The organism is Streptomyces sp. NPDC048516 (genome assembly GCF_043199875.1).
Lineage (GTDB): Bacteria > Actinomycetota > Actinomycetes > Streptomycetales > Streptomycetaceae > Streptomyces.
Map to the genome: position 1 here is coordinate 1 of NZ_JBICWS010000020.1, position 20,237 is coordinate 20,237.

General features: G+C 72.4%; 13 protein-coding genes and 1 pseudogene. 9 read left to right on the forward strand and 5 right to left on the reverse strand.

Going from position 1 to position 20,237, the window contains the following annotated elements:
- Positions 1 to 91: 91 nt before the first annotated feature.
- Positions 92 to 1,546 (forward strand): annotated as a pseudogene (locus ACGFR7_RS30515) (DUF2264 domain-containing protein); the annotation flags it as partial.
- Between the two features lie 49 nt (positions 1,547 to 1,595).
- Here ACGFR7_RS30515 and ACGFR7_RS30520 read toward each other — a convergent pair.
- Together ACGFR7_RS30520 and ACGFR7_RS30525 are read right to left on the reverse strand one after the other, a co-directional pair.
- Positions 1,596 to 2,369, reverse strand: coding sequence for an SDR family NAD(P)-dependent oxidoreductase (locus ACGFR7_RS30520; protein ID WP_393325429.1), 774 nt, complete (start codon positions 2,367 to 2,369; stop codon positions 1,596 to 1,598).
- A gap of 396 nt (positions 2,370 to 2,765) precedes the next feature.
- On the reverse strand, positions 2,766 to 3,431 hold the full coding sequence (locus ACGFR7_RS30525) for an MOSC domain-containing protein (RefSeq protein ID WP_393325431.1): 666 nt from the start codon (positions 3,429 to 3,431) through the stop codon (positions 2,766 to 2,768).
- Between the two features lie 166 nt (positions 3,432 to 3,597).
- Between ACGFR7_RS30525 and ACGFR7_RS30530 the strand changes: the two genes are divergently transcribed.
- Positions 3,598 to 4,509, forward strand: a complete 912-nt coding sequence (locus ACGFR7_RS30530; RefSeq protein WP_393325433.1) for a LysR family transcriptional regulator — start codon at positions 3,598 to 3,600, stop codon at positions 4,507 to 4,509.
- 79 nt (positions 4,510 to 4,588) lie between these two features.
- Here ACGFR7_RS30530 and ACGFR7_RS30535 read toward each other — a convergent pair whose 3' ends face one another.
- Positions 4,589 to 4,921 (reverse strand): WhiB family transcriptional regulator, encoded by a 333-nt coding sequence (locus ACGFR7_RS30535; RefSeq protein ID WP_393325434.1) that lies wholly within the window; start codon positions 4,919 to 4,921, stop codon positions 4,589 to 4,591.
- A gap of 379 nt (positions 4,922 to 5,300) precedes the next feature.
- Here ACGFR7_RS30535 and ACGFR7_RS30540 point away from each other — a divergent pair, with 379 nt between their 5' ends.
- From ACGFR7_RS30540 to ACGFR7_RS30555, 4 genes are all read left to right on the forward strand, one after another.
- Entirely contained in the window at positions 5,301 to 5,912 is a 612-nt protein-coding gene (locus tag ACGFR7_RS30540; protein WP_003948568.1) for a response regulator transcription factor, read from the forward strand.
- Between the two features lie 279 nt (positions 5,913 to 6,191).
- The gene (locus tag ACGFR7_RS30545) at positions 6,192 to 6,767 is read left to right on the forward strand and encodes a sigma-70 family RNA polymerase sigma factor (RefSeq protein WP_043264857.1); all 576 of its coding nucleotides are present in this window, start codon (positions 6,192 to 6,194) and stop codon (positions 6,765 to 6,767) included.
- A 139-nt stretch (positions 6,768 to 6,906) separates the two neighbouring features.
- On the forward strand, positions 6,907 to 8,409 hold the full coding sequence (gene guaB / locus ACGFR7_RS30550) for an IMP dehydrogenase (RefSeq protein ID WP_393325436.1): 1,503 nt from the start codon (positions 6,907 to 6,909) through the stop codon (positions 8,407 to 8,409).
- Positions 8,410 to 8,564: 155 nt separating this feature from the next.
- Positions 8,565 to 9,680 carry a GuaB3 family IMP dehydrogenase-related protein gene (locus tag ACGFR7_RS30555; RefSeq protein WP_096213564.1) on the forward strand — a complete coding sequence of 372 codons (1,116 nt, stop codon included), beginning with the start codon at positions 8,565 to 8,567 and terminating at the stop codon, positions 9,678 to 9,680.
- 521 nt (positions 9,681 to 10,201) lie between these two features.
- Here the strand turns inward: ACGFR7_RS30555 and ACGFR7_RS30560 are convergent.
- Positions 10,202 to 11,452 (reverse strand): nucleotide sugar dehydrogenase, encoded by a 1,251-nt coding sequence (locus tag ACGFR7_RS30560; protein ID WP_393325438.1) that lies wholly within the window; start codon positions 11,450 to 11,452, stop codon positions 10,202 to 10,204.
- Positions 11,453 to 11,675: 223 nt separating this feature from the next.
- Here ACGFR7_RS30560 and ACGFR7_RS30565 point away from each other — a divergent pair, with 223 nt between their 5' ends.
- Entirely contained in the window at positions 11,676 to 13,382 is a 1,707-nt protein-coding gene (locus tag ACGFR7_RS30565; protein WP_393325440.1) for a glycerol-3-phosphate dehydrogenase/oxidase, read from the forward strand.
- A gap of 147 nt (positions 13,383 to 13,529) precedes the next feature.
- Here ACGFR7_RS30565 and ACGFR7_RS30570 read toward each other — a convergent pair whose 3' ends face one another.
- Positions 13,530 to 14,765, reverse strand: coding sequence for a serine hydrolase domain-containing protein (locus ACGFR7_RS30570; protein WP_393325442.1), 1,236 nt, complete (start codon positions 14,763 to 14,765; stop codon positions 13,530 to 13,532).
- Between the two features lie 189 nt (positions 14,766 to 14,954).
- On the opposite strand from ACGFR7_RS30570, the gene ACGFR7_RS30575 reads away from it, so the two are divergent.
- Positions 14,955 to 17,249: a protein kinase gene (locus ACGFR7_RS30575; RefSeq protein WP_393325444.1), complete on the forward strand. Its 2,295-nt coding sequence runs from the start codon at positions 14,955 to 14,957 to the stop codon at positions 17,247 to 17,249.
- Between the two features lie 315 nt (positions 17,250 to 17,564).
- A complete protein-coding gene (locus ACGFR7_RS30580) occupies positions 17,565 to 20,111 on the forward strand; it encodes a protein kinase (RefSeq protein ID WP_393325446.1) in 2,547 nt (848 codons plus the stop codon).
- Positions 20,112 to 20,237: the final 126 nt, after the last annotated feature.

A 20,237-nucleotide genomic window follows, 5' to 3' on the forward strand; every position in this document is an offset into this window, starting at 1 on the left:
CCGCTACGAGAAACGCGCCTACATCTACCTCGGCACCGTCACACTCGCAGCCCTCGCCATCTGGCTCCGAACGTGATCCGAGAAACAGTGCCTAGGCCCGTCCCCCGTGGACAACAACTGGTGGCTCTTCGGCCTCACCGTCGGCGGCTTCCTGCGCGCGGCGGGCATCGAGACCGTCCGTGCGCAGGCCGCCATCGACCGCGCACTGACCCGTATCGAGGACTGGTACCGCGGCGACGGCTGGTACTCGGACGGCGACAACCGCGCTTTCGACCACTACAACGCCTGGGCGATGCACTTCTACCCGGTCCTGCACGCCCACCTCTGCGCCGACCGGACGCTCCTGGCCACCTATGGCGCCCGCCTGCACGCGCAACTGGACGGCTACACCCGCCTCTTCGACGCCAACGGCGCCCCCCTGCCGTTCGGCCGCTCCCTCACCTACCGCTTCGCCGCCACCGCCGCCCCGTGGCTGGGTGCCCTCACCGACCACACCCCGCTCACCCCCGGTGCCACCCGCCGCCTCACCTCCGGGACCCTGCGCCACTTCCTCGACCGGGGAGCCGTCGCCCAGGAGGGCCTGCTACCGCTCGGCTGGTACGGCCCCCACACGCCGATGCTCCAGCACTACTCGGGTCCGGCCTCCCCCTACTGGGCGGCCAAGGGCTTCCTCGGCCTCCTGCTCCCCGCCGGCCACCCCGCCTGGACCGACCCCGAGGCCCCTCTTCCCGCCGAAACCGCGGACACCGCCCGGCCCCTCGGCCCCACCGGCCTGCTCCTGCAGTCCACCGCCTCCGACGGCCTGGTCCGCCTCCACAACCACGGCAGCAACTCCACCCTCGGTGCCCCCGACCCCCACTACGACCGCTTCGCCTACTCCACCCGCACCGGCCCGACCGCCGCCGACCAGCCCCCGTCCGTCGGCCAGCCCCCGCCCGTCGGCCAGCCCCCGTCCGTCGGCCAGCCCCCGCCCGACAACCACTTCGGCCTGCTCCTCGACGGCCGCCTCACCACCCGCGGCCCCGCCACCCCGCACACCACCGGCCCTGACCGGGCCTCCTCCACCCACACACCCCGGCACGCCGACGGCAGCGCCCTCCCGGGCATCCGGATCCTGTCCGCCACCCTCGTCCACGGCCGCGCCGAACTCCGCGTCCACCTGGTCACCGGAGCCGCCCCCGGCACCCGCGTACGCCAGACGGGCTGGGCCACCACGCCCGACGGCCCCACCGCTCAACTCCACCCCGTGCACGGCTACGACACCCCGCCCCGCCTCACCCCTACGGGGAGCACCCTCATCGGCCCCGGTACCCGGACCGCCGTCCTGGAGGGCAGCACCACCCCGGACCCCGGGGGCGCCCTCTTCGTAGCCCTGGCATCCCTGACGGGGGACCCGGACCCCGCCCCCGTACACACCCTGGCGACCACACACCTCACGGGCCACGGCATCCAGGTCACCTGGCACGACGGGGCCCGCGCCCAGCTGGCCCTGCCCCGCCCGCCCACGGGAGAGGACGGGCGGGAGGGACCGGGGCGCGGGAGCTGAGGGACCGGCACCGGCCCCCGGCCCCCGGCCCGCAGGACGTCACACCGCGTCAGCGCGGCCCGTACTTCCGGCCGGTACGGGACGTCAGGCCGCCCAGCACCCCACGGGGCGCCAGCTTCACGGCGCCCATGAGCGCCTTGTACCGCGGGTCCGGAATGGAGAGGGACTTCCCCCGCGTCAGGTCCTTCATCGCGGCGTCGACCAGCTTGTCCGCGTCCAGCCACATCCACCCGGGGATGTTGTCCGTCCCCATCCCGGCCCGCTGGTGGAACTCGGTCCGTACGAACCCCGGACACAGCGCCATCAGCCGGACGCCGCTGCCCGCCAGATCCCGCGCGGCGCCCTGGGTGAACTGCACGACCCACGCCTTGCTCGCGCCATAGGTGCCGCGCGGCACGAACGCCGCCACCGACGCCACATTGACCACCGCGCCCCGCCGGCGGTCCCGCATCCCGCGCACCGCGGCCGTGGTCAGCCGCAGCACCGCCTCGCAGTGCACCTTCAGCATCGTCAGCTCGTCGGCCATCGGGACTTCGAGGTATTCGCCCTTGTTGCCGAAACCGGCGTTGTTCACCAGCAGATCCACCGGCTGCTTGGGGTCCGAGAGCCGCGCCTCGACGGCGGCGATGCCCTCCTCGGTGGACAGATCGGCGCTCAGCACCCCGGCCTCGATGCCGTGCCGGTCGTGCAACTCGGTGGCCTGTTCGCGCAGTCGCTTCTCGTCGCGCGCGACCAGCACCACGCTGTGGCCGTCACTCGCGAGCCGCCGGGCGAACGCCGCCCCGATGCCCGCCGTCGCTCCCGTGATCAATGCAGTCGTCATACGGGCACGCTATCCGCCCGGGGCACGTCGCCCGGGCCCCTCCCCCCGGCGACGCGGCCGCCCGCGCGGACGAGCAACCCGCCCTCCGGCAACCGGGCCAAAGGGACCGCCGCTCCCGGCCCGCACGGCCCGCTGCCGCCTGGCTCCCTGCGGCCGGCGCGACTCCCGCTGCCGCCTGGCTCCCGGGGGCCCACCCGACTCCCCCTGCCACCCGGCTCCCGGGGCCCGCGCGACTCCCGCTGCCGCCCGGCTCCCCGGCCCCCGGCGTCCGGCGCCCTGACCCCTTCCCCCGGGGGACCCCCACGCCCCCCCCGCGGACGCCTCGCACCGCCCCCGCCGACGCCTCGCACCACCCCCACGGCCACCCCGCGCCGTCCCCCCGCGCCGCCCCCGCAGTCAACCGCCCTGCCGCTCGACGTACTTCAGCGCCTTTTCCCGGGCCTCCTCCCCGAGCGCCCCGCCCGCCTCGAGCAGCCGCGGCAGCAACTCCCGCCGGATGGTCAGCGCCTGGAAGGACAGCCCGATCGTCACCTCGTGATCCGGGCGGTGCACCACCTCCACCGCGTCCCCCGCGCGGATCTCGCCCTCCTCGACCACCCGGAGGAACGCGCCGGGCACCGCGGCCTGGGTGAAGCGTTTGATCCAGCCGTGCTCGCCCATCCACCCGTGGAACGTACGGCAGGGGATCCGCGGTGCACTGACCTCCAGCAGCAGCTGCGGGCCGACCCGCCAGCGTTCGCCGATGAGGGCGCCGGTGACGTCGACGCCCGACGTGGTGAGGTTCTCCCCGAAGTACCCGTTGGCCAGCTCGCGGCCCAGCTCCCGCTCCCACTCGTCCAGGTCCTCGCGCGCATAGGCATAGACGGCCTGGTCGTCACCGCCGTGGAAGCGCAGGTCGACCACCGCGTCACCGGCCAGCCCGCTGCCCCCGGTGCCCTGGGGACCGGGGGCGGTGACCCTCACCGGGCCGTCCACGGGCCTCTTGTCGATACCCGTGCCGCCCTCGGCATCGGTGTGCTCGGACGGGACGGGCCGTCCCACATTCACGGTCAGCAGCTTCATGCGGTGCTCCGTTCTCGATCGGCGTGGTGGCGGGAAAGGGAAAGGGGGACCGTCGGGGTGTCCCCTCCTCACGCATGCCCTCGATCCGGGGCGGCGCCGGCCCTCCTGTCCAAAAGGATGAACTCCTATTTCCCCGGTCAACCCAAGACTCGCTTATGCTCGAAGCATGATCGAGGCCCGTCATCTCCGTGTGCTGCGTGCCGTCGCCACGACCGGTTCCTTCTCCGCCGCCGCGCGCGAGCTGGGCTGCACCCAGCCGGCCGTCAGCCAGCAGATGAAGGCCCTGGAGCAGTCCGCCGGCACCCCGCTGCTGGTCCGTGCGGGCCGCGAGATGAGGCTGACCCAGGCGGGTGAGGCGCTCGTACGCCACGCCGTGGGCATCCTGGCCGGGCTCACCGCCGCCGAGGAGGAGATCGCCGCCATCGCGGGCCTGCGCGCGGGACGGGTGCGGCTGGTGTCCTTCCCCTCCGGCAGCTCGACGCTGGTGCCGACCGCCCTCGCGAAGATGCGCGCCGACCACCCGGGTACCCGGGTCTCGCTGGTCGAGGCCGAGCCGCCGCGCTCCATCGAGATGCTGCGCAACGGCGACTGCGAGATCGCGCTGGCCTTCCGCTATCCGGAGGTGCGCGGCGCGGACCCGGCGGCCGGGGCGGAGTGGGACGACCTGGTGGTCCGGCCGATCCTGGCCGACCGGCTGATCGGCCTGGTGCCGGACGGCCACCGGCTGGCGAAGGCGGGCGCCGCGCGGTTCGCCGAGCTGGCCGACGAGGCCTGGATCGCGGGCTGTCCGCGCTGCCGCAGGCATCTGGTCGAGGTCTGTGAGAGCGCGGGCTTCACCCCGCGCATCGACTTCGCGACGGACGACTATCCGGCGGTGATCGGCCTGGTCGGCGCGGGCCTGGGGGTCGCCGCGCTGCCGGAACTCACCTTGGAGTCGGTACGCCCCAAGGGGGCCACGGCCATACGGATGGAGCCCGCCGTGCACCGCGAGATCGTCGCGCTCACGCTGCCGGATCTGGCGAAGGTCCCCGCCGTCGCGGCGACCCTCGACCGGCTGGCGGATGCCGTGGGGCGCTGAGGGAACGGAGCGCGCCCCGGCCGGCTGTCGCCGCCGGGCATGCAGAAACGTTTCTTCAGGGGCGATGCGCTCCTGAAGGTCAGGCGCCGGAGACGCCCGCGGGACCGGTCATGGAGGACGCGGGGATCAGCCGGTGGCGGGCCCGGCCCATCAGCTCCTCGCGTTCGTCCTCCGTCAGGCCGCCCCACACCCCGTAGGGCTCGCGGACGGCCAGCGCATGCGCCGCGCACTGGGCCCGTACCGGGCAGCGCATGCAGACCTCCTTCGCCGATGTCTCACGCGCGCTGCGGGCCGCTCCGCGTTCACCCTCGGGATGGAAGAAGAGGGAGCTGTCCACGCCGCGGCAGGCGGCGAGCAGCTGCCAGTCCCAGAGGTCTGCGTTCGGGCCCGGGAGGCGGGAGAAATCTGCCATTGCTTGTCCCCTCGAAGCGGTGCTGATTCGGCCTCGGTGCTCACGACGGTACATCTACTGTCGAAGTAGATGTAAATATGACTCATTGCGAATCTAGTCATAGTCACCATGAAAATGGAAGAAAGAGAGCCAAATAGGGCATAGGGTGCACGCGCGGATGCCGGTCGCCCGATGAGTCGTCTGCGTATCCGGCTCCTCACGGAGCGTGCTGAACTCGGTCGCCGAAGCCGTAACTCTTTCGGGTGACCGTCGTTGAGAGTGCGGAGGCGATTGGCAGAGGTAGCCGTCGGGCAGATGTCCGAGGCCGCCAATCGCACAGGTGACGATACGTACCAGCCTGGAGGCTCAAGGTGACGCGCATCAGCTGCGGAGGGCGGTCATGACATCCGTCCTCGTCTGCGACGACTCCCCGCTTGCCCGAGAGGCGCTCCGTCGGGCGGTGGCAACCGTGCCCGGCGTCGAGCGTGTGACGACCGCGGCCAACGGCGAGGAAGTCCTCCGCCGCTGGGGTGCCGATCGCTCGGATCTGATTTTGATGGACGTACGGATGCCCGGTCTCGGCGGTGTCGAGACCGTGCGCCGGCTGCTGTCCGCCGATCCGGGCGCCCGGATCATCATGCTCACGGTGGCCGAGGACCTGGACGGTGTCGCGCTCGCGGTCGCCGCCGGTGCCCGCGGCTATCTGCACAAGGACGCCTCGCGCGCCGAGCTGCGGGCGACGGTGACCCAGGCGCTGGCCGACCCGACGTGGCGGCTCGCCCCGCGCCGGCTGCGGTCCGCCGAGATGGGTGCCGCGCCGACGCTGACCGCGCGCGAGATCCAGGTGCTGGAGGGCATGAGCCACGGCCGTTCGAACGCCGAGATCGGCCGTGAGCTGTTCTTGTCGGAGGACACGGTCAAGACCCACGCGCGGCGCCTTTTCAAGAAACTCGGCGCCTCCGACCGGGCGCATGCGGTGGCGCTCGGCTTCCGCTGGGGACTGGTCCGCTAAGGCGTTGTGACGTGCAGCGATGCGGGGGAGTGAAGATCCCCGCCCGCCCTGCGGCGGGCGGGGCCGTGGGATGCCCCGCAGGCCGCCGCGTCCTGTGGCGGTCCGATTCCCCGCGCGGTGCCGCATCCTTGAGGTATGGAGTTCCTCGGGGACGGGTCGATCGGGCACGAGGGGAGGGCGCAGGACATGACAGCCGGCGCACCTGCCGCGCATAACGCTTCAGCGCACAAGTTCGGACCTGATGCCGCGGATCGTGCGGCTCCAAGGCACCATGGTCCGATGCGTGATGACGGGAAGCAGGAAATCGGCGCTCTCGTCGCACGTGCTGTCGAGGGGGACCAGCGGGCCACCCACGATCTGCTGGCCCATGTGCACCCCCTCGCCCTGCGCTACTGCCGCACCCGGCTGTCGAGGCTGCCGGGTGACGCACGGCACTTCGTCGAGGACCTGGCGCAGGAAGTCTGTGTCGCGGTGCTCTGCGCGCTGCCGCGCTACCGCGACACCGGCAAGCCCTTCGAGGCGTTCGTCTTCGCCATCGCCGGCCACAAGGTCGCCGATCTGCAGCGCGCCGCGATGCGGCATCCGGGCAGCACGGCCGTGCCGTCCGACGAGATGCCCGAGCAGCCGGATGACTCCCTCGGCCCCGAGGAGCGGGCGCTGCTGAGCAGCGACGCCGAGTGGGCCAAGAAGCTGCTGGCGAATCTTCCGGAGAACCAGCGTGAGCTGGTCCTGCTGCGGGTCGCCGTCGGGCTGACGGCCGAGGAGACCGGGCAGATGCTGGGGATGTCGCCCGGCGCGGTGCGGGTCGCCCAGCACCGGGCGCTGAGCAGGCTGCGGGCGCTCGCCGAGCAGTAGCAGATCCCCGCTGTCCACGGCGGAATATCGCCGTAGAAATACACAAGTGACAAGGCCCTCATCGCTCGTGGATTGGGACACTTCCTTAGGCCGTTAGCATGGGAGTCCGCGCTGAGGCAAGAGCATTGGGGAAGGTGTCATGAGTGACAACGTCGACGGTATGCCCGCCAAATTCGCCATGCTCGGGCTGACATACGACGACGTGCTGCTGCTGCCCGGCGCGTCGGAGGTGCTGCCCAACGCGGTGAGCACCGCTTCCCGGGTCTCGCGCAACGTCGCGGTGAACATCCCGCTGCTGTCCGCGGCGATGGACAAGGTCACCGAGGCCCGGATGGCCATCGCCATGGCCCGGCAGGGTGGCGCGGGCGTCCTGCACCGCAACCTGTCCATCGAGGACCAGGCCAACCAGGTCGACCTGGTCAAGCGCTCCGAGTCCGGCATGGTCACCGACCCGATCACGGTCCGCCCGGACGCCTCGCTCGCCGACGCCGACGCGCTGTGCGCCAAGTTCCGTATCAGCGGGGTGCCGGTCACCGATGCCGCGGGCAAGCTGCTGGGCATCGTGACCAACCGCGACATGGCCTTCGAGATGGACCGCAGCCGTCAGGTCCGCGAGGTCATGACGCCGATGCCGCTGGTCACCGGCAAGGTCGGCATCTCCGGTGAGGACGCCATCGAGCTGCTGCGCCGCCACAAGATCGAGAAGCTGCCGCTGGTCGACGACGCGGGCGTGCTCAAGGGCCTGATCACGGTCAAGGACTTCGTCAAGGCCGAGAAGTACCCGAACGCCGCCAAGGACGCCGAGGGCCGGCTGGTCGTCGGTGCGGCGGTGGGCGTCGGCGGCGAGGCGTACGACCGGGCGCAGGCGCTGGTCGAGGCCGGTGCCGACTTCCTCGTCATCGACAGTGCGCACGGCCACAGCCGCGGCATCCTCGACATGATCGCCAAGGTCAAGTCCAACATCAACGTCGATGTCGTCGGCGGCAACGTCGCCACCCGTGACGGCGCCCAGGCGCTGATCGACGCGGGCGCGGACGGCATCAAGGTCGGCGTCGGCCCCGGCTCCATCTGCACCACCCGCGTCGTCGCCGGCGTCGGCGTGCCGCAGGTCACCGCGATCTACGAAGCGGCGAAGGCCGCGAACGCCGCGGGCGTGCCGCTGATCGGTGACGGCGGCCTGCAGTTCTCCGGCGACATCGCCAAGGCCATCGCGGCCGGTGCGGACACCGTCATGCTGGGCTCGCTGCTGGCCGGCTGCGAGGAGTCGCCCGGCGAGATGGTCTTCATCAACGGCAAGCAGTTCAAGTCGTACCGCGGCATGGGCTCGCTCGGCGCGATGCAGTCCCGCGGCCAGGCCCGCTCCTTCTCCAAGGACCGCTACTTCCAGGACAACGTCCTCTCCGAGGACAAGCTGGTCCCCGAGGGCATCGAGGGCCAGGTGCCCTACCGCGGCCCGCTCTCCTCGGTCGCCCACCAGCTCGTCGGCGGCCTGCGTGCCTCCATGGGTTACGTCGGCTCCGCCGACATCCCCGAGCTCAAGGAGAAGGGCCACTTCGTCCGCATCACCTCCGCGGGCCTCAAGGAGAGCCACCCGCACGACATCCAGATGACCACCGAGGCGCCGAACTACACCCGTCGCTGAGATCCCCGGATCGAGGCGCCGGATGACCACTGAGGCGCGTCACTACACACGTCGCTAGCACGGCCCTACCGTGAAGCCCGCGGCCGCTCCCCGGCCGCGGGCTTCGGTGTGTCGGGGATACTGGAGCCGCAGACGTAGAGGGAAAGGCCACACACGTGACTGAGATCGAGATCGGGCGCGGCAAGCGCGGCCGCCGGGCATACGCATTCGACGACATCGCCGTCGTACCCAGTCGCCGCACCCGCGACCCGAAGGAGGTCTCGATCGCCTGGCAGATCGACGCCTACCGTTTCGAGCTGCCGTTCCTGGCCGCTCCCATGGACTCGGTGGTCTCCCCGCAGACCGCGATCCGCATCGGTGAGCTGGGCGGCCTGGGCGTCCTCAACCTGGAAGGCCTCTGGACCCGGTACGAGGACCCGGAGCCGCTGCTCGCCGAGATCGCGGAGCTGGACGGCGCCACCGCCACCAAGCGGCTCCAGGAGATCTACGCCGCGCCGATCAAGGAAGAGCTGATCGGGCAGCGGATCAAGGAGGTGCGGGACGCCGGTGTGGTGACCGCCGCCGCGCTCTCCCCGCAGCGCACCGCACAGTTCTCCAAGGCCGTCGTGGACGCCGGTGTCGACATCTTCGTGATCCGCGGGACCACCGTCTCCGCCGAGCACGTCTCCTCCGCGGCCGAGCCGCTGAACCTCAAGCAGTTCATCTACGAGCTGGACGTCCCGGTCATCGTCGGCGGCTGCGCCACGTACACCGCCGCGCTGCACCTGATGCGGACCGGTGCGGCCGGTGTGCTGGTCGGCTTCGGCGGCGGCGCCGCGCACACCACGCGCAACGTCCTCGGCATCCAGGTCCCGATGGCGACCGCGGTCGCCGATGTCGCCGCCGCGCGCCGTGACTACATGGACGAGTCCGGCGGCCGCTACGTCCACGTCATCGCCGACGGCGGTGTGGGCTGGTCCGGCGACCTCCCCAAGGCGATCGCCTGCGGCGCCGACGCCGTGATGATGGGCTCCCCGCTGGCCCGCGCCACGGACGCGCCCGGCCGCGGCCACCACTGGGGCATGGAAGCGGTGCACGAGGACGTGCCGCGCGGCAAGCGGATGGACCTCGGTGCGGTCGGCACCACCGAGGAGGTGCTGTTGGGGCCGTCCACGGTTCCGGACGGCTCGATGAACTTCTTCGGCGCGTTGCGCAGGGCGATGGCGACGACGGGGTACTCGGAGCTGAAGGAATTCCAGCGGGTCGAGGTGACGGTCGCGCCTCGGCGGTGACTTCCCACGTTGCCGGGTGACCCGCCGTTGTTCCTTCTGTTGTTTTTTCCCGCCTTCGGCGGGAGCGGGGTTGGTTGTGTGGGGTGGGGCCCCGGCTGGGTGGTGGGTGTCGGTGGCGCAGCCTCCGGGGTGGGTTGTCGGACTGCTTCGCTTTACGTCCGACAACCCACCCCTCCGGCCCCGCCCCCTCCCGTTCGTTGTGGGCCCCACCCCGGTGGGGGAGCAGGAGAAAACAAAAGACCAGTAGCTCGGCCCGCACCACGATGCGGGTCGAGCTACTGGTTTTTAAGAACTCTCACCCCACCGGGCGGGGGCCCCTCACCGGGCGGGAGGTGGTGGGCCGGAGGGCCTGTGTTGTGGACGTAAAGCGAAGCAGTCCACAACACAGGTCCCGGAGGTCCGCCACCGGCACCCACCACGAACAGCAAGCGGCCCCCGCCCAAACCCCGCCCCCCCCGCCGGAGGCGAGACGCGGCCCCCGCCCAAAAGCCACCCCGCCGGAGGCGAGAGGCAAGGTGCGGTTACAGACGATGGGCGGCGCCCGTCGGAGTCGCCCCCCGCGTGTCCAAAAGCAACTGCGCCTTCACGGACAGGCCCTGAAGGTCATACGTGCGGTGCGCCTGCACCAGCACCGTCAGGTCCGCGGCGGCCGCGGCTTCGTACAGGGAGTCGGCCCTGGGGACGGGCCGGCCCAGCACGTTCCACTGGGGGACGTAGGGGTCGTGGTAGGTCAGGTGCGCGCCGAGTTCCGTCAGGCGGGAGGCGATTTCGAGGGCCGGCGCGCCGGTCTGGTCGGCGATGTCCGGCTTGTAGGTGACGCCGAGCAGCAGGACGCGGGCGCCGCGGGCGGATTTGCCGTGTTCGTTGAGGAGGGTGGCGCAGCGCTGGATGACGTAGCGCGGCATCCGGCCGTTCACCTCCTGGGCGAGTTCGACCATGCGCAGCGGGTGGCGGCTTGGGGAACGGCCCTTGTGGGAGAGGCAGTTGGGGTCGACGGGGGCGGCGTGGCCGCCCACTCCGGGGCCGGGGCGGAAGGACTGGAAGCCGAACGGCTTGGTCTCCGCGCAGCGGATGACGTCCCACAGGTCGACGCCGATGTCGTGGCAGAAGACCGCCATCTCGTTCATCAGGGCGATGTTGATGTGGCGGTAGTTGGTCTCCAGGAGCTTGGCGGTCTCGGCCTCGCGGGGGCCGCGGGCGCGCACGACCTTGTCGGTGAGGCGGCCGTAGAAGGCGGCGGCGGCCTCCGTGCAGGCGGGGGTGAGGCCACCGATGACCTTGGGCGTGTTGGCGTACCGGTGGGTGCGGTTGCCGGGGTCGTGGCGGCCGGGGGAGCAGGCGAGGTGGAAGTCGCGGCCGGCGGTGAGGCCCGAGCCCTCCTCCAGGAGGGGGCGCAGGAATTCCTCCGTGGTGCCCGGGTAGGCGGTGGATTCGAGGATCACCGTGGTGTGTGGGCGCAGCTGTGCGGCCAGGGTGCGGGCGGCGTCGGCGAGGGCGGTGAGGTCCAGTGCGCGGTCCTCGCCGAGAGGCGTGGGCGCGCAGAGGACCGCGGTACGGACCCGGCCCAGGGTGGTGGGATCGGTGGTGGTGCGGAAACCGGCGGAGAGCAGCCGGCGGAGTTCGGTGGCGGACAGCGGCCCGTCGGCGCCGGAGAGGGCGGCGGTGTGCGGGTCGGGGTCGTATCCGATGGTGCCGATGCCGGCGGTGGTGGCGGCCTGGGCGAGGGGGAGGCCGAGGTGACCGAGTCCGATGACGGCGAGGTCTGCGGGCATGCTGCGGCCGTCCTTCCCGAGCGACTGCGAATGACGTGGGCGCATGACGTAAGCGGCTGGCGATCACGCATAAGTAGACTAAGCGGATATTTGACCCAGAATAGGGATTGATGGATCAAGGCGGCGGGGTGTTGTCGCCATGAGCGGAGGGTGGATACCGGAACGCGGCGCGGACAGAATCGACAGACGGGGGGTGTGGCCCCGATCACAGCGGGAGGCAGCGGTGAAGACAGCGATACTGGGACCGGCACAGCGGGCCGAGGCGCTCGCCCGAATGGCGGAGCGGGAGCTGGACGTTCTGGTGGTCGGCGGCGGAGTCGTCGGCGCGGGGACGGCCCTGGACGCCGCGACCCGCGGCCTGTCCACCGGACTCGTCGAGTCGCGCGACTGGGCCTCGGGGACCTCCAGCCGGTCGAGCAAGCTCATCCACGGCGGTCTGCGGTATCTGGAAATGCTGGACTTCGCGCTGGTGCGGGAGGCGCTGAAGGAGCGGGGGCTGCTGCTGGAGCGGCTGGCGCCGCACCTGGTCAAGCCGGTGCCGTTTCTGTATCCGCTGCAGCACAAGGGCTGGGAGCGCTGGTACGCGGGCAGCGGTGTGGCGCTGTACGACACGATGTCCATCTCGTCGGGCCACGGCCGCGGACTGCCCCACCACCGGCATCTGTCCCACAAGCGGGCCCTGCAGGTGGCGCCCTGCCTGAAGAAGGACGCGCTGGTCGGCGCGCTGCAGTACTACGACGCGCAGATGGATGACGCGCGCTATGTGGCGACGATGGTGCGGACCGCGGCCGCCTACGACGCGCACGTCGCCAACCGGGCGCGGGTGGTGGGCTTTCTGCGCGAGGGCGAGCGGGTGGTCGGCGCGCGGGTACAGGACGTCGAGGGCGGCGGCGAGTACGAGATCCGGGCCCAGCAGGTCGTCAACGCCACCGGGGTGTGGACGGACGACACCCAGGCGCTGATCGGGGAGCGCGGGCAGTTCCACGTCCGGGCGTCGAAGGGAATCCACCTGGTCGTCCCCAAGGACCGGATCCATTCGACGACCGGGCTGATCCTGCGGACGGAGAAGAGCGTCCTGTTCGTCATCCCGTGGGGGCGGCACTGGATCGTGGGGACGACCGACACGGAATGGAATCTGGACAAGGCGCACCCGGCGGCCTCCAGCGCGGATATCGACTATCTGCTGGAGCATGTGAATGCGGTGCTGGCGACTCCGCTGACCAGGGACGACGTGGAGGGGGTGTACGCGGGTCTGCGTCCGCTGCTGGCCGGGGAGTCGGATGCCACCAGCAAGCTGTCGCGGGAGCACACCGTCGCCCATCCGCTGCCGGGACTGGTGGTGGTCGCGGGCGGCAAGTACACGACGTACCGGGTGATGGCGAAGGACGCGGTGGACGAGGCGGTGCACGGCCTCGACCAGCGGGTCGCGGAGAGCGTCACCGAGGACATTCCGCTGGTCGGAGCCGAGGGCTACCGGGCGCTGTGGAACGCGCGGGCCCGGATCGCGGCGCGCGCCGGACTCCATGTGGCCCGCATCGAGCATCTGTTGAACCGGTACGGCTCGCTGACCGAGGAGCTGCTGGAGCTGGTGGTGGCCGATCCTTCGCTGGGTGAACCGCTGGCGGCCGCGGACGACTATCTGCGGGCCGAGGCGGTCTACGCCTGTACGCACGAGGGCGCCCGCCATCTCGACGACGTGCTGACCCGGCGCACCCGCATCTCCATCGAGACCTTCGACCGGGGCACCCGCAGCGCCCGCGAGGTGGCCGAGCTGATCGCCCCCGCGCTGGGCTGGGACGACGACCAGATCGAAAAGGAGATCACGCACTACCGGAAGCGGGTCGAGGCGGAGCGCGAATCGCAGCGGCAGCCGGACGATCTGACGGCGGATGCGGCGCGGCTGGGGGCTCCGGACATCGTGCCGCTGTAGGCAGCCTGTGGATCCCCTGAGGGCTGTGGATCCCTTAAGTGCTGCGGATCCCCTGAGGGCTGTGGATCCCTTAAGTGCTGTGGATCCCCTGAGGGCTGCACATCCCCTGAGGGCTCGTGGAGACTCCCTGAAGCCTGTGTGGACTTTCTAGGGGCGTCGGGGTGCGCAGAACTCCGCGGTCAGCACCGCGGTGCCGTGGGCCGGATGGGTCAGGGCGTCGGTGTTGAGGCGGTAGCTGACGATGTGGCGGCCGTCGGCGGTGCCCGCGGTCCGGGCGTAGGAGCCGTTGATGTCGCCGTTGTGGCCCCAGACCGTGACGCCGCAGGGCAGCCTGGTCGCGTACAGGCCGAGGCCGTATACGCCGTCGGTGCCCTTCTCGCTGCGTATCTGGGCCATCTGGCGCGGCGCCAGGAGCCTGCCGCCGAGCAGGGCGGCGAAGAAGCGGTTGAGATCGCCCAGGGTGGTGACCATCTCGCCGGCCGCGCCCGCCCGGCTGGGGTCCAGCGAGGTGGCGTCCACCCGCCGGCCACCGGCCTGGGAGTAGGCGCGGCCGTGCGGCTCGGGCAGTACCGGGTCGGTGCCGGGGAAGGAGGTGTGATCGAGCCGAGCGGGGACGAGGATGCGGCGGCGGATCTCCGTGGCGTACGGGTTTTTGGTGACCGCCTGGATGACCAGGCCGAGCACCAGGTAGTTGGTGTTGGAGTAGGCGTAGTGGCTGCCCGGAGGGGCCGTCGGCGGGTGGCTGAGGGCGATCCGCAGCAGTTCGGCCGGCGTGTGGCTGTCGTAGCGGTGGGCACCGAAGCCCTTGCCGAAGAGCTGCCGGGAGAGCCGGGGGTCCTGGGTGTAGTTGAACAATCCACTCGTATGGTCCAGCAGCTGGCGGATCGTCACCCTGCGTAGTTCGCTGCGGTCGCCGTCTCCCGTGGCGGGCACGCCGGGCGGGAGGTGTGCGACGGCGCTGTCGTGCAGGGACAGCCGGCCCTCGGCGACGAGTTGCAGGATGACCGTCGCGACCAGGGTTTTGGTGAGGCTGCCGGCCCGGAAGTGGTCCGGCGGGCGCATCGCGCGGCCGCTGCGCAGATCGGCCACGCCGTCCGCGGCGTAGCGCGCGTCGGGGTACCCCGCGCGGGTGGTGAGGGAGGCCGCGCCCGGGGCTCCGTCGTCGACCAGCCGGTGCAGCGCATGCCGTGTCGTCGCGGGCGGCCGGGCGGCGGCCTCGTGCGCGCGGGCGGCCGGGCGGGGCGTGGCGGTGCAGGCCGTCAGGGCGAGTACGGTCAGGGCGGCGAGGGCACCCGAACGGAGCAGCGCGCGGCGGCGGCCGGCGACCGGCGGCGCGGGGGGAAGCGCGGCGGTCGTGGCCGGGCGAGGCGAGCGCTTCGGCATCGGGACTCCCGTTCGTCGGGGCCATCATGACGGGTACGAGGTGTCGTCCGGCATAGACCCGGGCCTTCCGCATGGCCGCGGATGAGGGAGAATGAAGGCTCTGCCAGGGTGGGTTGTCCGAGTTGGGCCAGTTTGGTGATCGATGGGACGTCGAAGCTGCCAACTCGGCTGGATTGCAGAGGGGATTCAGTGGGCGACGAGGTCGAGATGGACGGCAAAGGGGGCAGGCTGCTCGCCGGGCGGTACCGGCTCGCCGATGTTCTCGGCCGGGGCGGCATGGGCACCGTGTGGCGGGCACGCGACGAGGTCCTGGGCCGCACGGTCGCGGTCAAGGAGCTGCGCTTCCCGGGCGGGGTCGAGGAGGACGAGAAGCGTCGTCTGATCACCCGCACACTGCGCGAGGCCAAGGCGATCGCCCGGATCCGGAACAACGGCGCGGTGACGGTCTATGACGTGGTCGACGAGGACGACCGCCCCTGGATCGTGATGGAGCTGGTCGAGGGCCGCTCGCTGGCCGAGGTCGTCCGCGACGACGGCCCGCTCACCCCGCGCCGCGCCGCCGAGGTCGGGCTGGTCGTGCTCGATGTGCTGCGCGCCGCGCACGCCGAGGGCATTCTGCACCGCGATGTGAAGCCGTCCAACGTCCTGATCTCCGATGACGGCCGGGTCGTGCTGACCGACTTCGGTATCGCCCAGGTCGAGGGCGACCCCTCCGTGACCTCGACCGGCATGCTCGTCGGCGCCCCCTCCTACATCTCCCCGGAGCGCGCCCGCGGCCACAAGCCGGGCCCGCCGGCCGACATGTGGTCGCTGGGCGGCCTGCTGTACGCCTGTGTCGAGGGCGTTCCGCCGTACGACAAGGGTTCCGCGATCGCCACGCTGACCGCGGTGATGACCGAGCCGGTCGAGCCGCCGAAGAGCGCCGGCGAACTGGAAGAGGTCATCTACGGCCTGCTGGTGAAGGACCCGGCCGCCCGGCTGGACGACGCCGGCGCGCGGGTGCTGCTGGAGGACGTGGTCCACGCCCCCGAGGCGAAGACGCCGGAACCCCCGATGGACGCGACCCGGGCGATGGCGCTGCCGACGGTGCCCGTGGAGCGGTCGGAGCCGAAGGCCGGGCCGAAGCCGAAGTCGAAGCCGAAGAACACGCCGAAGTCGAAGGCCGCGCCGAAGTCGCGGGTGGTGCGGGGGACGCGGTCCGCCGCCGCGCCGGTGGCGGAGCCGGCGGCCGGGAACGCGAGCACCGGCGGCGGTGGCAAGGCGGGTGCCGGCACCTCCGCGGGTGCCGGTACGTCCGCGGCTGCCACGGCTGCCACGGCGGGCAAGAGCAAGGCCGGTGGAAGCACGGCCGGTGGAAGCACGGCCGGCGGAAGCAAGACCGGCGGAGGCAAGGGGGGCAAGGGCGCCGGTGCCGGCGAGGCTGCCGCGGCGGGTGCGCCGGCGCGGACCGGGCGTCCGCAGTCCGGGGCGGCCGGTTCGACGGCCGGGGAGGCGACCGGTCCCGACGCGGCGGACGCCGGCGGTAGGGCGGGTTCGGCCGGTCCGGGCGCGGCCCGTCCGGCGGGCACCCGGCCCGGGTTCGACGCCGAGGCCGCCAAGGAGAAGGTGCGCGGCGCCCTGCAGTCCGTCCGCAGCGCCGCCGCCGCGATGGCGGCCCGTCCGGACTCCAGATCCGGCGACGGGAGCCGTCCGCCGGCGCGCGCGTCGGTGACCGACGTCGTTCCGCGCCGCACGCTGATCATCGTGGCCGTGGCCGTGGTCGTCGTCCTGGCGGTGCTGGGCACGGTGCTGGCCGCCACCCTGGGCGACGACTCGGGGAAGACGAGCGGCAAGGCGTCCGGCAAGCCGGACACGTCGTCGTCCGCGAGCCGGGCGAAGCCGTCGACGGACGCGGCCGATGCGGGTGGGGACCAGGCAAAGGACCGGACGAAGGACCAGGACCCGGCCGACCCGCAGCCGCCGAATCTCACCCCGGCCGAGGACACCGGTGGCAAGGACGACAGCGGCGGCAAGGGCGGCAAGGCCGTGCCGGGCGGCTTCACCGAGCTCTCCAACGACAAGTTCCACTTCCGTATGGCGATGCCCAAGGGCTTCCACCAGACCGACACCGCGGGGGAGGGCTCCGGCGCCATATACAGCGCCTCGGGCGGCTTCCCGCGCATCCAGATCGACTACAACGCCGAGCCCGGCACCGATGCGGCGGCCTCCTGGCGCAGCCTGGAGCCGGCCGTGCGCTCCTCCAGCGACGACTACCACCTCATCGGCATCAAGTCGGTGAAGTGGCGGGACTATCCGACCGTCGCCGACTGGTCGTTCACCCGTCGGCAGAGCGGCGAGAAGGTACGGGTCCTCGACCGCGGCTTCCGGGCCGACGACCACCACGGCTACGCCATCATGATCACCTGCAAGGCGGATGCCTGGTCGGACAAGCCGTGCCAGCAGATGATCAAGACTGCGTTCAAGACGTTCGCGCTGAAGGACTGAGCGCTGAAGGGCACTGAGTGCTGAAGGGCTACGTGCTGAAGGGCTGAGTGCTGAAGGGCTGAGCCGGGGACGGGGGACGGGCCGGTCGGGGGACCGGGGCGCGGGCCGGACGAAGCACCGAGAGGATGCGCGCGGAGAGGTTGCGCGTCGTTGCGCCGAGCGGGCCGCAAGCTCCGATGCGGGCACGTATCGTGAGACGGCGAAGACCGTACGCATCCGCAATCGGCGGGAAGACGACCGGAAGTGACCGGAGGCGCCAGCGCCGACGGGCGGCTCCGGCGCGACGGTAGACAGTGCGCGCTGCGGGGAGGCGTCGTGGACGAGTACGCGGGAAGGGTGCTCGCCGAGCGTTACCGCCTGCCGTTGCGGCCCCTCGGCGACGACGACTTCACCGAGACCCGGGCATTCGACACCTTCAGCGGACAAGAGGTGCTGATCCGTCAGGTGCCGCTGCCGGAGGTCGTCGAGGCGGAGGTGGTCGGGGCTGAGGCCGTGGGGGCGGCGACGGCAGGGCCCGGTGAGCGCAGGCCCGGCGAGCCGAGGCCCGGCGGCGGCCGCTTCGGCGCCACGCGGGGCACGGTGAACGGCACGGCCGGGGTTGCCGACCGCAGTCCCCGCGATCCCGCCGTACGACGCGCGCTGGAGGCCGCGACCACGGCCGCGCAGCTGGCCGACCACCCCCGGCTGGAGCAGGTCTTCGACGCCTTTGCGCAGGACGGCAGCCTCTGGATCGTCGCCGAACTCCTCACCGCCCGCCCGCTGTCCGCGCTGCTCGCCGCGCGGCCCCTGTCCCCGCACCGCGCCGCGGAGATCGCCGCGGACCTGCTCACCGCGCTGCGGGTGCTGCATACGAACGGCTGGCTCCACCGCAACATCACCGCCCGCACGGTCCTGGTCTGTGAAGACGGCCGGGCCATCCTGACCGGCCTGGCGGTGGGTGCGGCGCAGGAGGCGCTGTGCGGAGGCGAGGCGTCCGGCCTGGGCGGGAGCGCTTTTGGTGAGTCCGCGGCGGACCGGCCGGAGGGCGGGGAGACCGCTGCGGACCGGCCGACCGGTGAGGAGACCGCAGGGGACGGGCCCGCGTCCGACGGGCCCGCGTCCGACGGGCCCGCGTCCGACGGGCCCGCTTCCGACGGGCCCGCTTCCGACGGGCCCGCTTCCGACGGGACCGCGTCCGACGGGACCGCGGCGGACCGGCCCGCCTCCGACGGGTCTGCAGCCGGCCGGCCCGCCTCCGCCTCGACCTCGCTGACCAAGCCCGCGGCTGACGGCGCCGCCACCACCACCTCCGCATACGGCCGGCCCACCGCCGGGCTCGCCGCCGAGCGGGCCCGGCAGACGCGGCTGACCGTCATCGGCCCGGTCACCGAGCGCTGGGCACCGGAGCAGGCCGGACCGGTCCACGAGAACTGGCAGTTGGCGCCGCCGGTCGGCCCGGCCACCGACCTGTGGGCGGTCGGTGCGCTCCTCTACCGGAGCGTGCAGGGGCAGCCGCCGTTCCCGGAGGACAGCGCCGTCGAACTGGCACAGCTGGTCTGTTCGCAGCCGCCCGCGGTCGCCGAGGAGTGCGGGGCGCTGCGTCCCGTCGTCGAGTCCCTGCTGCGTCAGGACCCCGCCGACCGCCCGGCTTTCGAGGAGCTGAACGGCTGGCTGCGCTCGTTGATCCGTACGGCACCGGAGCCGGAGGCCGGGAGCCGGCTGGTGACGATGCCGGCATCGCAGGGCGCCGATCCCCGGCGGCTGCCGATCGTGCGGCGCCGCGGTGAACTCGTCAGGAAGGGGCGCCACAAGAAGACCCGGGCGTCCCGGCGGGCGCGGCCGCGGCCGGCGCCGGCCGTCGCCGGGGCGGACGGGGCGACGGCTGCCGCTGCCGCACCACCCGTCCCACCGGCGCCGGACCCCGAGCGGTCCGCCCCGCTCGCTGCCGCGCCCCGTCCGCCCCGTCCCCCGAAGCAGCCCAAGCCGCTCCGGCCGCCCAGGCAGGCCCGGGCGGAGCGGCGTGCCGAGCCGGCTGAGCCCTGGGGGTACGGCGGGGCCGCTGACGGGGAACCGTACGAGCAGCAGACGCTCGGCCAGGTCGGCCAGGTCGGCCAGGTAGGCCAGGTAGGCCAAGTCGGTCAGGGGGGCCTGGGCGACGCGCCGCTTCCCCCGGCGCGCCCGGCGCGTGCGCCGCGACCGCTCGGCCGGCTGCTGCTGACCGTCATCCTGCTTCTCCTCGTCGGCGCGGTCATCTATGCGATGGCGTTCCTGCCCAAGTCCGGTGAGGACGCCAAGACCGGCGGGGGAGGCGCGGACCGTGCGGGCACCTCGGGCGCGGCGCCCGCGTCCCCCACTCCGTCCAAGGACCGGAGCGAGGGGGACGGCGCCTCGTCGGGTACCGGCGCGCCGCGGGCCACCAGCCCGGCGGGGGCCGCCGAGGGCTTCGAGGTCCGCACCGACCCCGAGGGCTTCCAGGTCGCGGTCCGCAAGGGCTGGCAGCGGCGCGGGGCGAACGACCGGGGCCAGGTGCGGTACGTCGGCGGGGACTACGAGCTGGTGGTGGTGCCCGGCCGCGACACGACGGCACACTCCGGCACCGATCCGATGGCGTATATGCAGAACAAGGAAGCCGAGCTGGCGCCGTACCGCTCCTCCGGCTGGGCCTCGGCCTCCGGTCTGCAGCGGATCGACGTCGGGAAGACGGCGATGGCCGAGGGCACCTTCTCCTGGCGTGACGGCAGCGGACGCGAGGTGTATGTGCGTAACCTCGCGATGATCCATAACGGCCGCTACCACCTCGTACTCGTCATCGGCCCGGACAGCGGGCGGCACGAGGTGGACGAGCTGTACGAGCAGGCGACGAGCGCCTACCGGCCGCGCTGAGGCTGCCGGTGTGCTGAGGCCGGCGTCAGGGCTGAGGCGGCCGGGCGGCGGCAGGGGCCGTCACCCGCTCAACTCCCGTCACCCGCTCAACTCCCGTCACCTGCTCAGCTCCCGTCACCCTCTCAA

Bases quoted from the DNA above. Each gene is read 5' to 3' on its own strand.
- ACGFR7_RS30520 (WP_393325429.1), bottom strand. From the start codon at position 2,369: ATGACGACTGCATTGATCACGGGAGCGACGGCGGGCATCGGGGCGGCG.
- ACGFR7_RS30540 (WP_003948568.1), top strand. From the start codon at position 5,301: ATGACATCCGTCCTCGTCTGCGACGACTCCCCGCTTGCCCGAGAGGCG.
- ACGFR7_RS30530 (WP_393325433.1), top strand. From the start codon at position 3,598: ATGATCGAGGCCCGTCATCTCCGTGTGCTGCGTGCCGTCGCCACGACC.
- ACGFR7_RS30560 (WP_393325438.1), bottom strand. From the start codon at position 11,452: ATGCCCGCAGACCTCGCCGTCATCGGACTCGGTCACCTCGGCCTCCCC.
- ACGFR7_RS30525 (WP_393325431.1), bottom strand. From the start codon at position 3,431: ATGAAGCTGCTGACCGTGAATGTGGGACGGCCCGTCCCGTCCGAGCAC.
- ACGFR7_RS30535 (WP_393325434.1), bottom strand. From the start codon at position 4,921: ATGGCAGATTTCTCCCGCCTCCCGGGCCCGAACGCAGACCTCTGGGAC.
- ACGFR7_RS30545 (WP_043264857.1), top strand. From the start codon at position 6,192: ATGCGTGATGACGGGAAGCAGGAAATCGGCGCTCTCGTCGCACGTGCT.
- guaB (WP_393325436.1), top strand. From the start codon at position 6,907: ATGAGTGACAACGTCGACGGTATGCCCGCCAAATTCGCCATGCTCGGG.
- ACGFR7_RS30570 (WP_393325442.1), bottom strand. From the start codon at position 14,765: ATGCCGAAGCGCTCGCCTCGCCCGGCCACGACCGCCGCGCTTCCCCCC.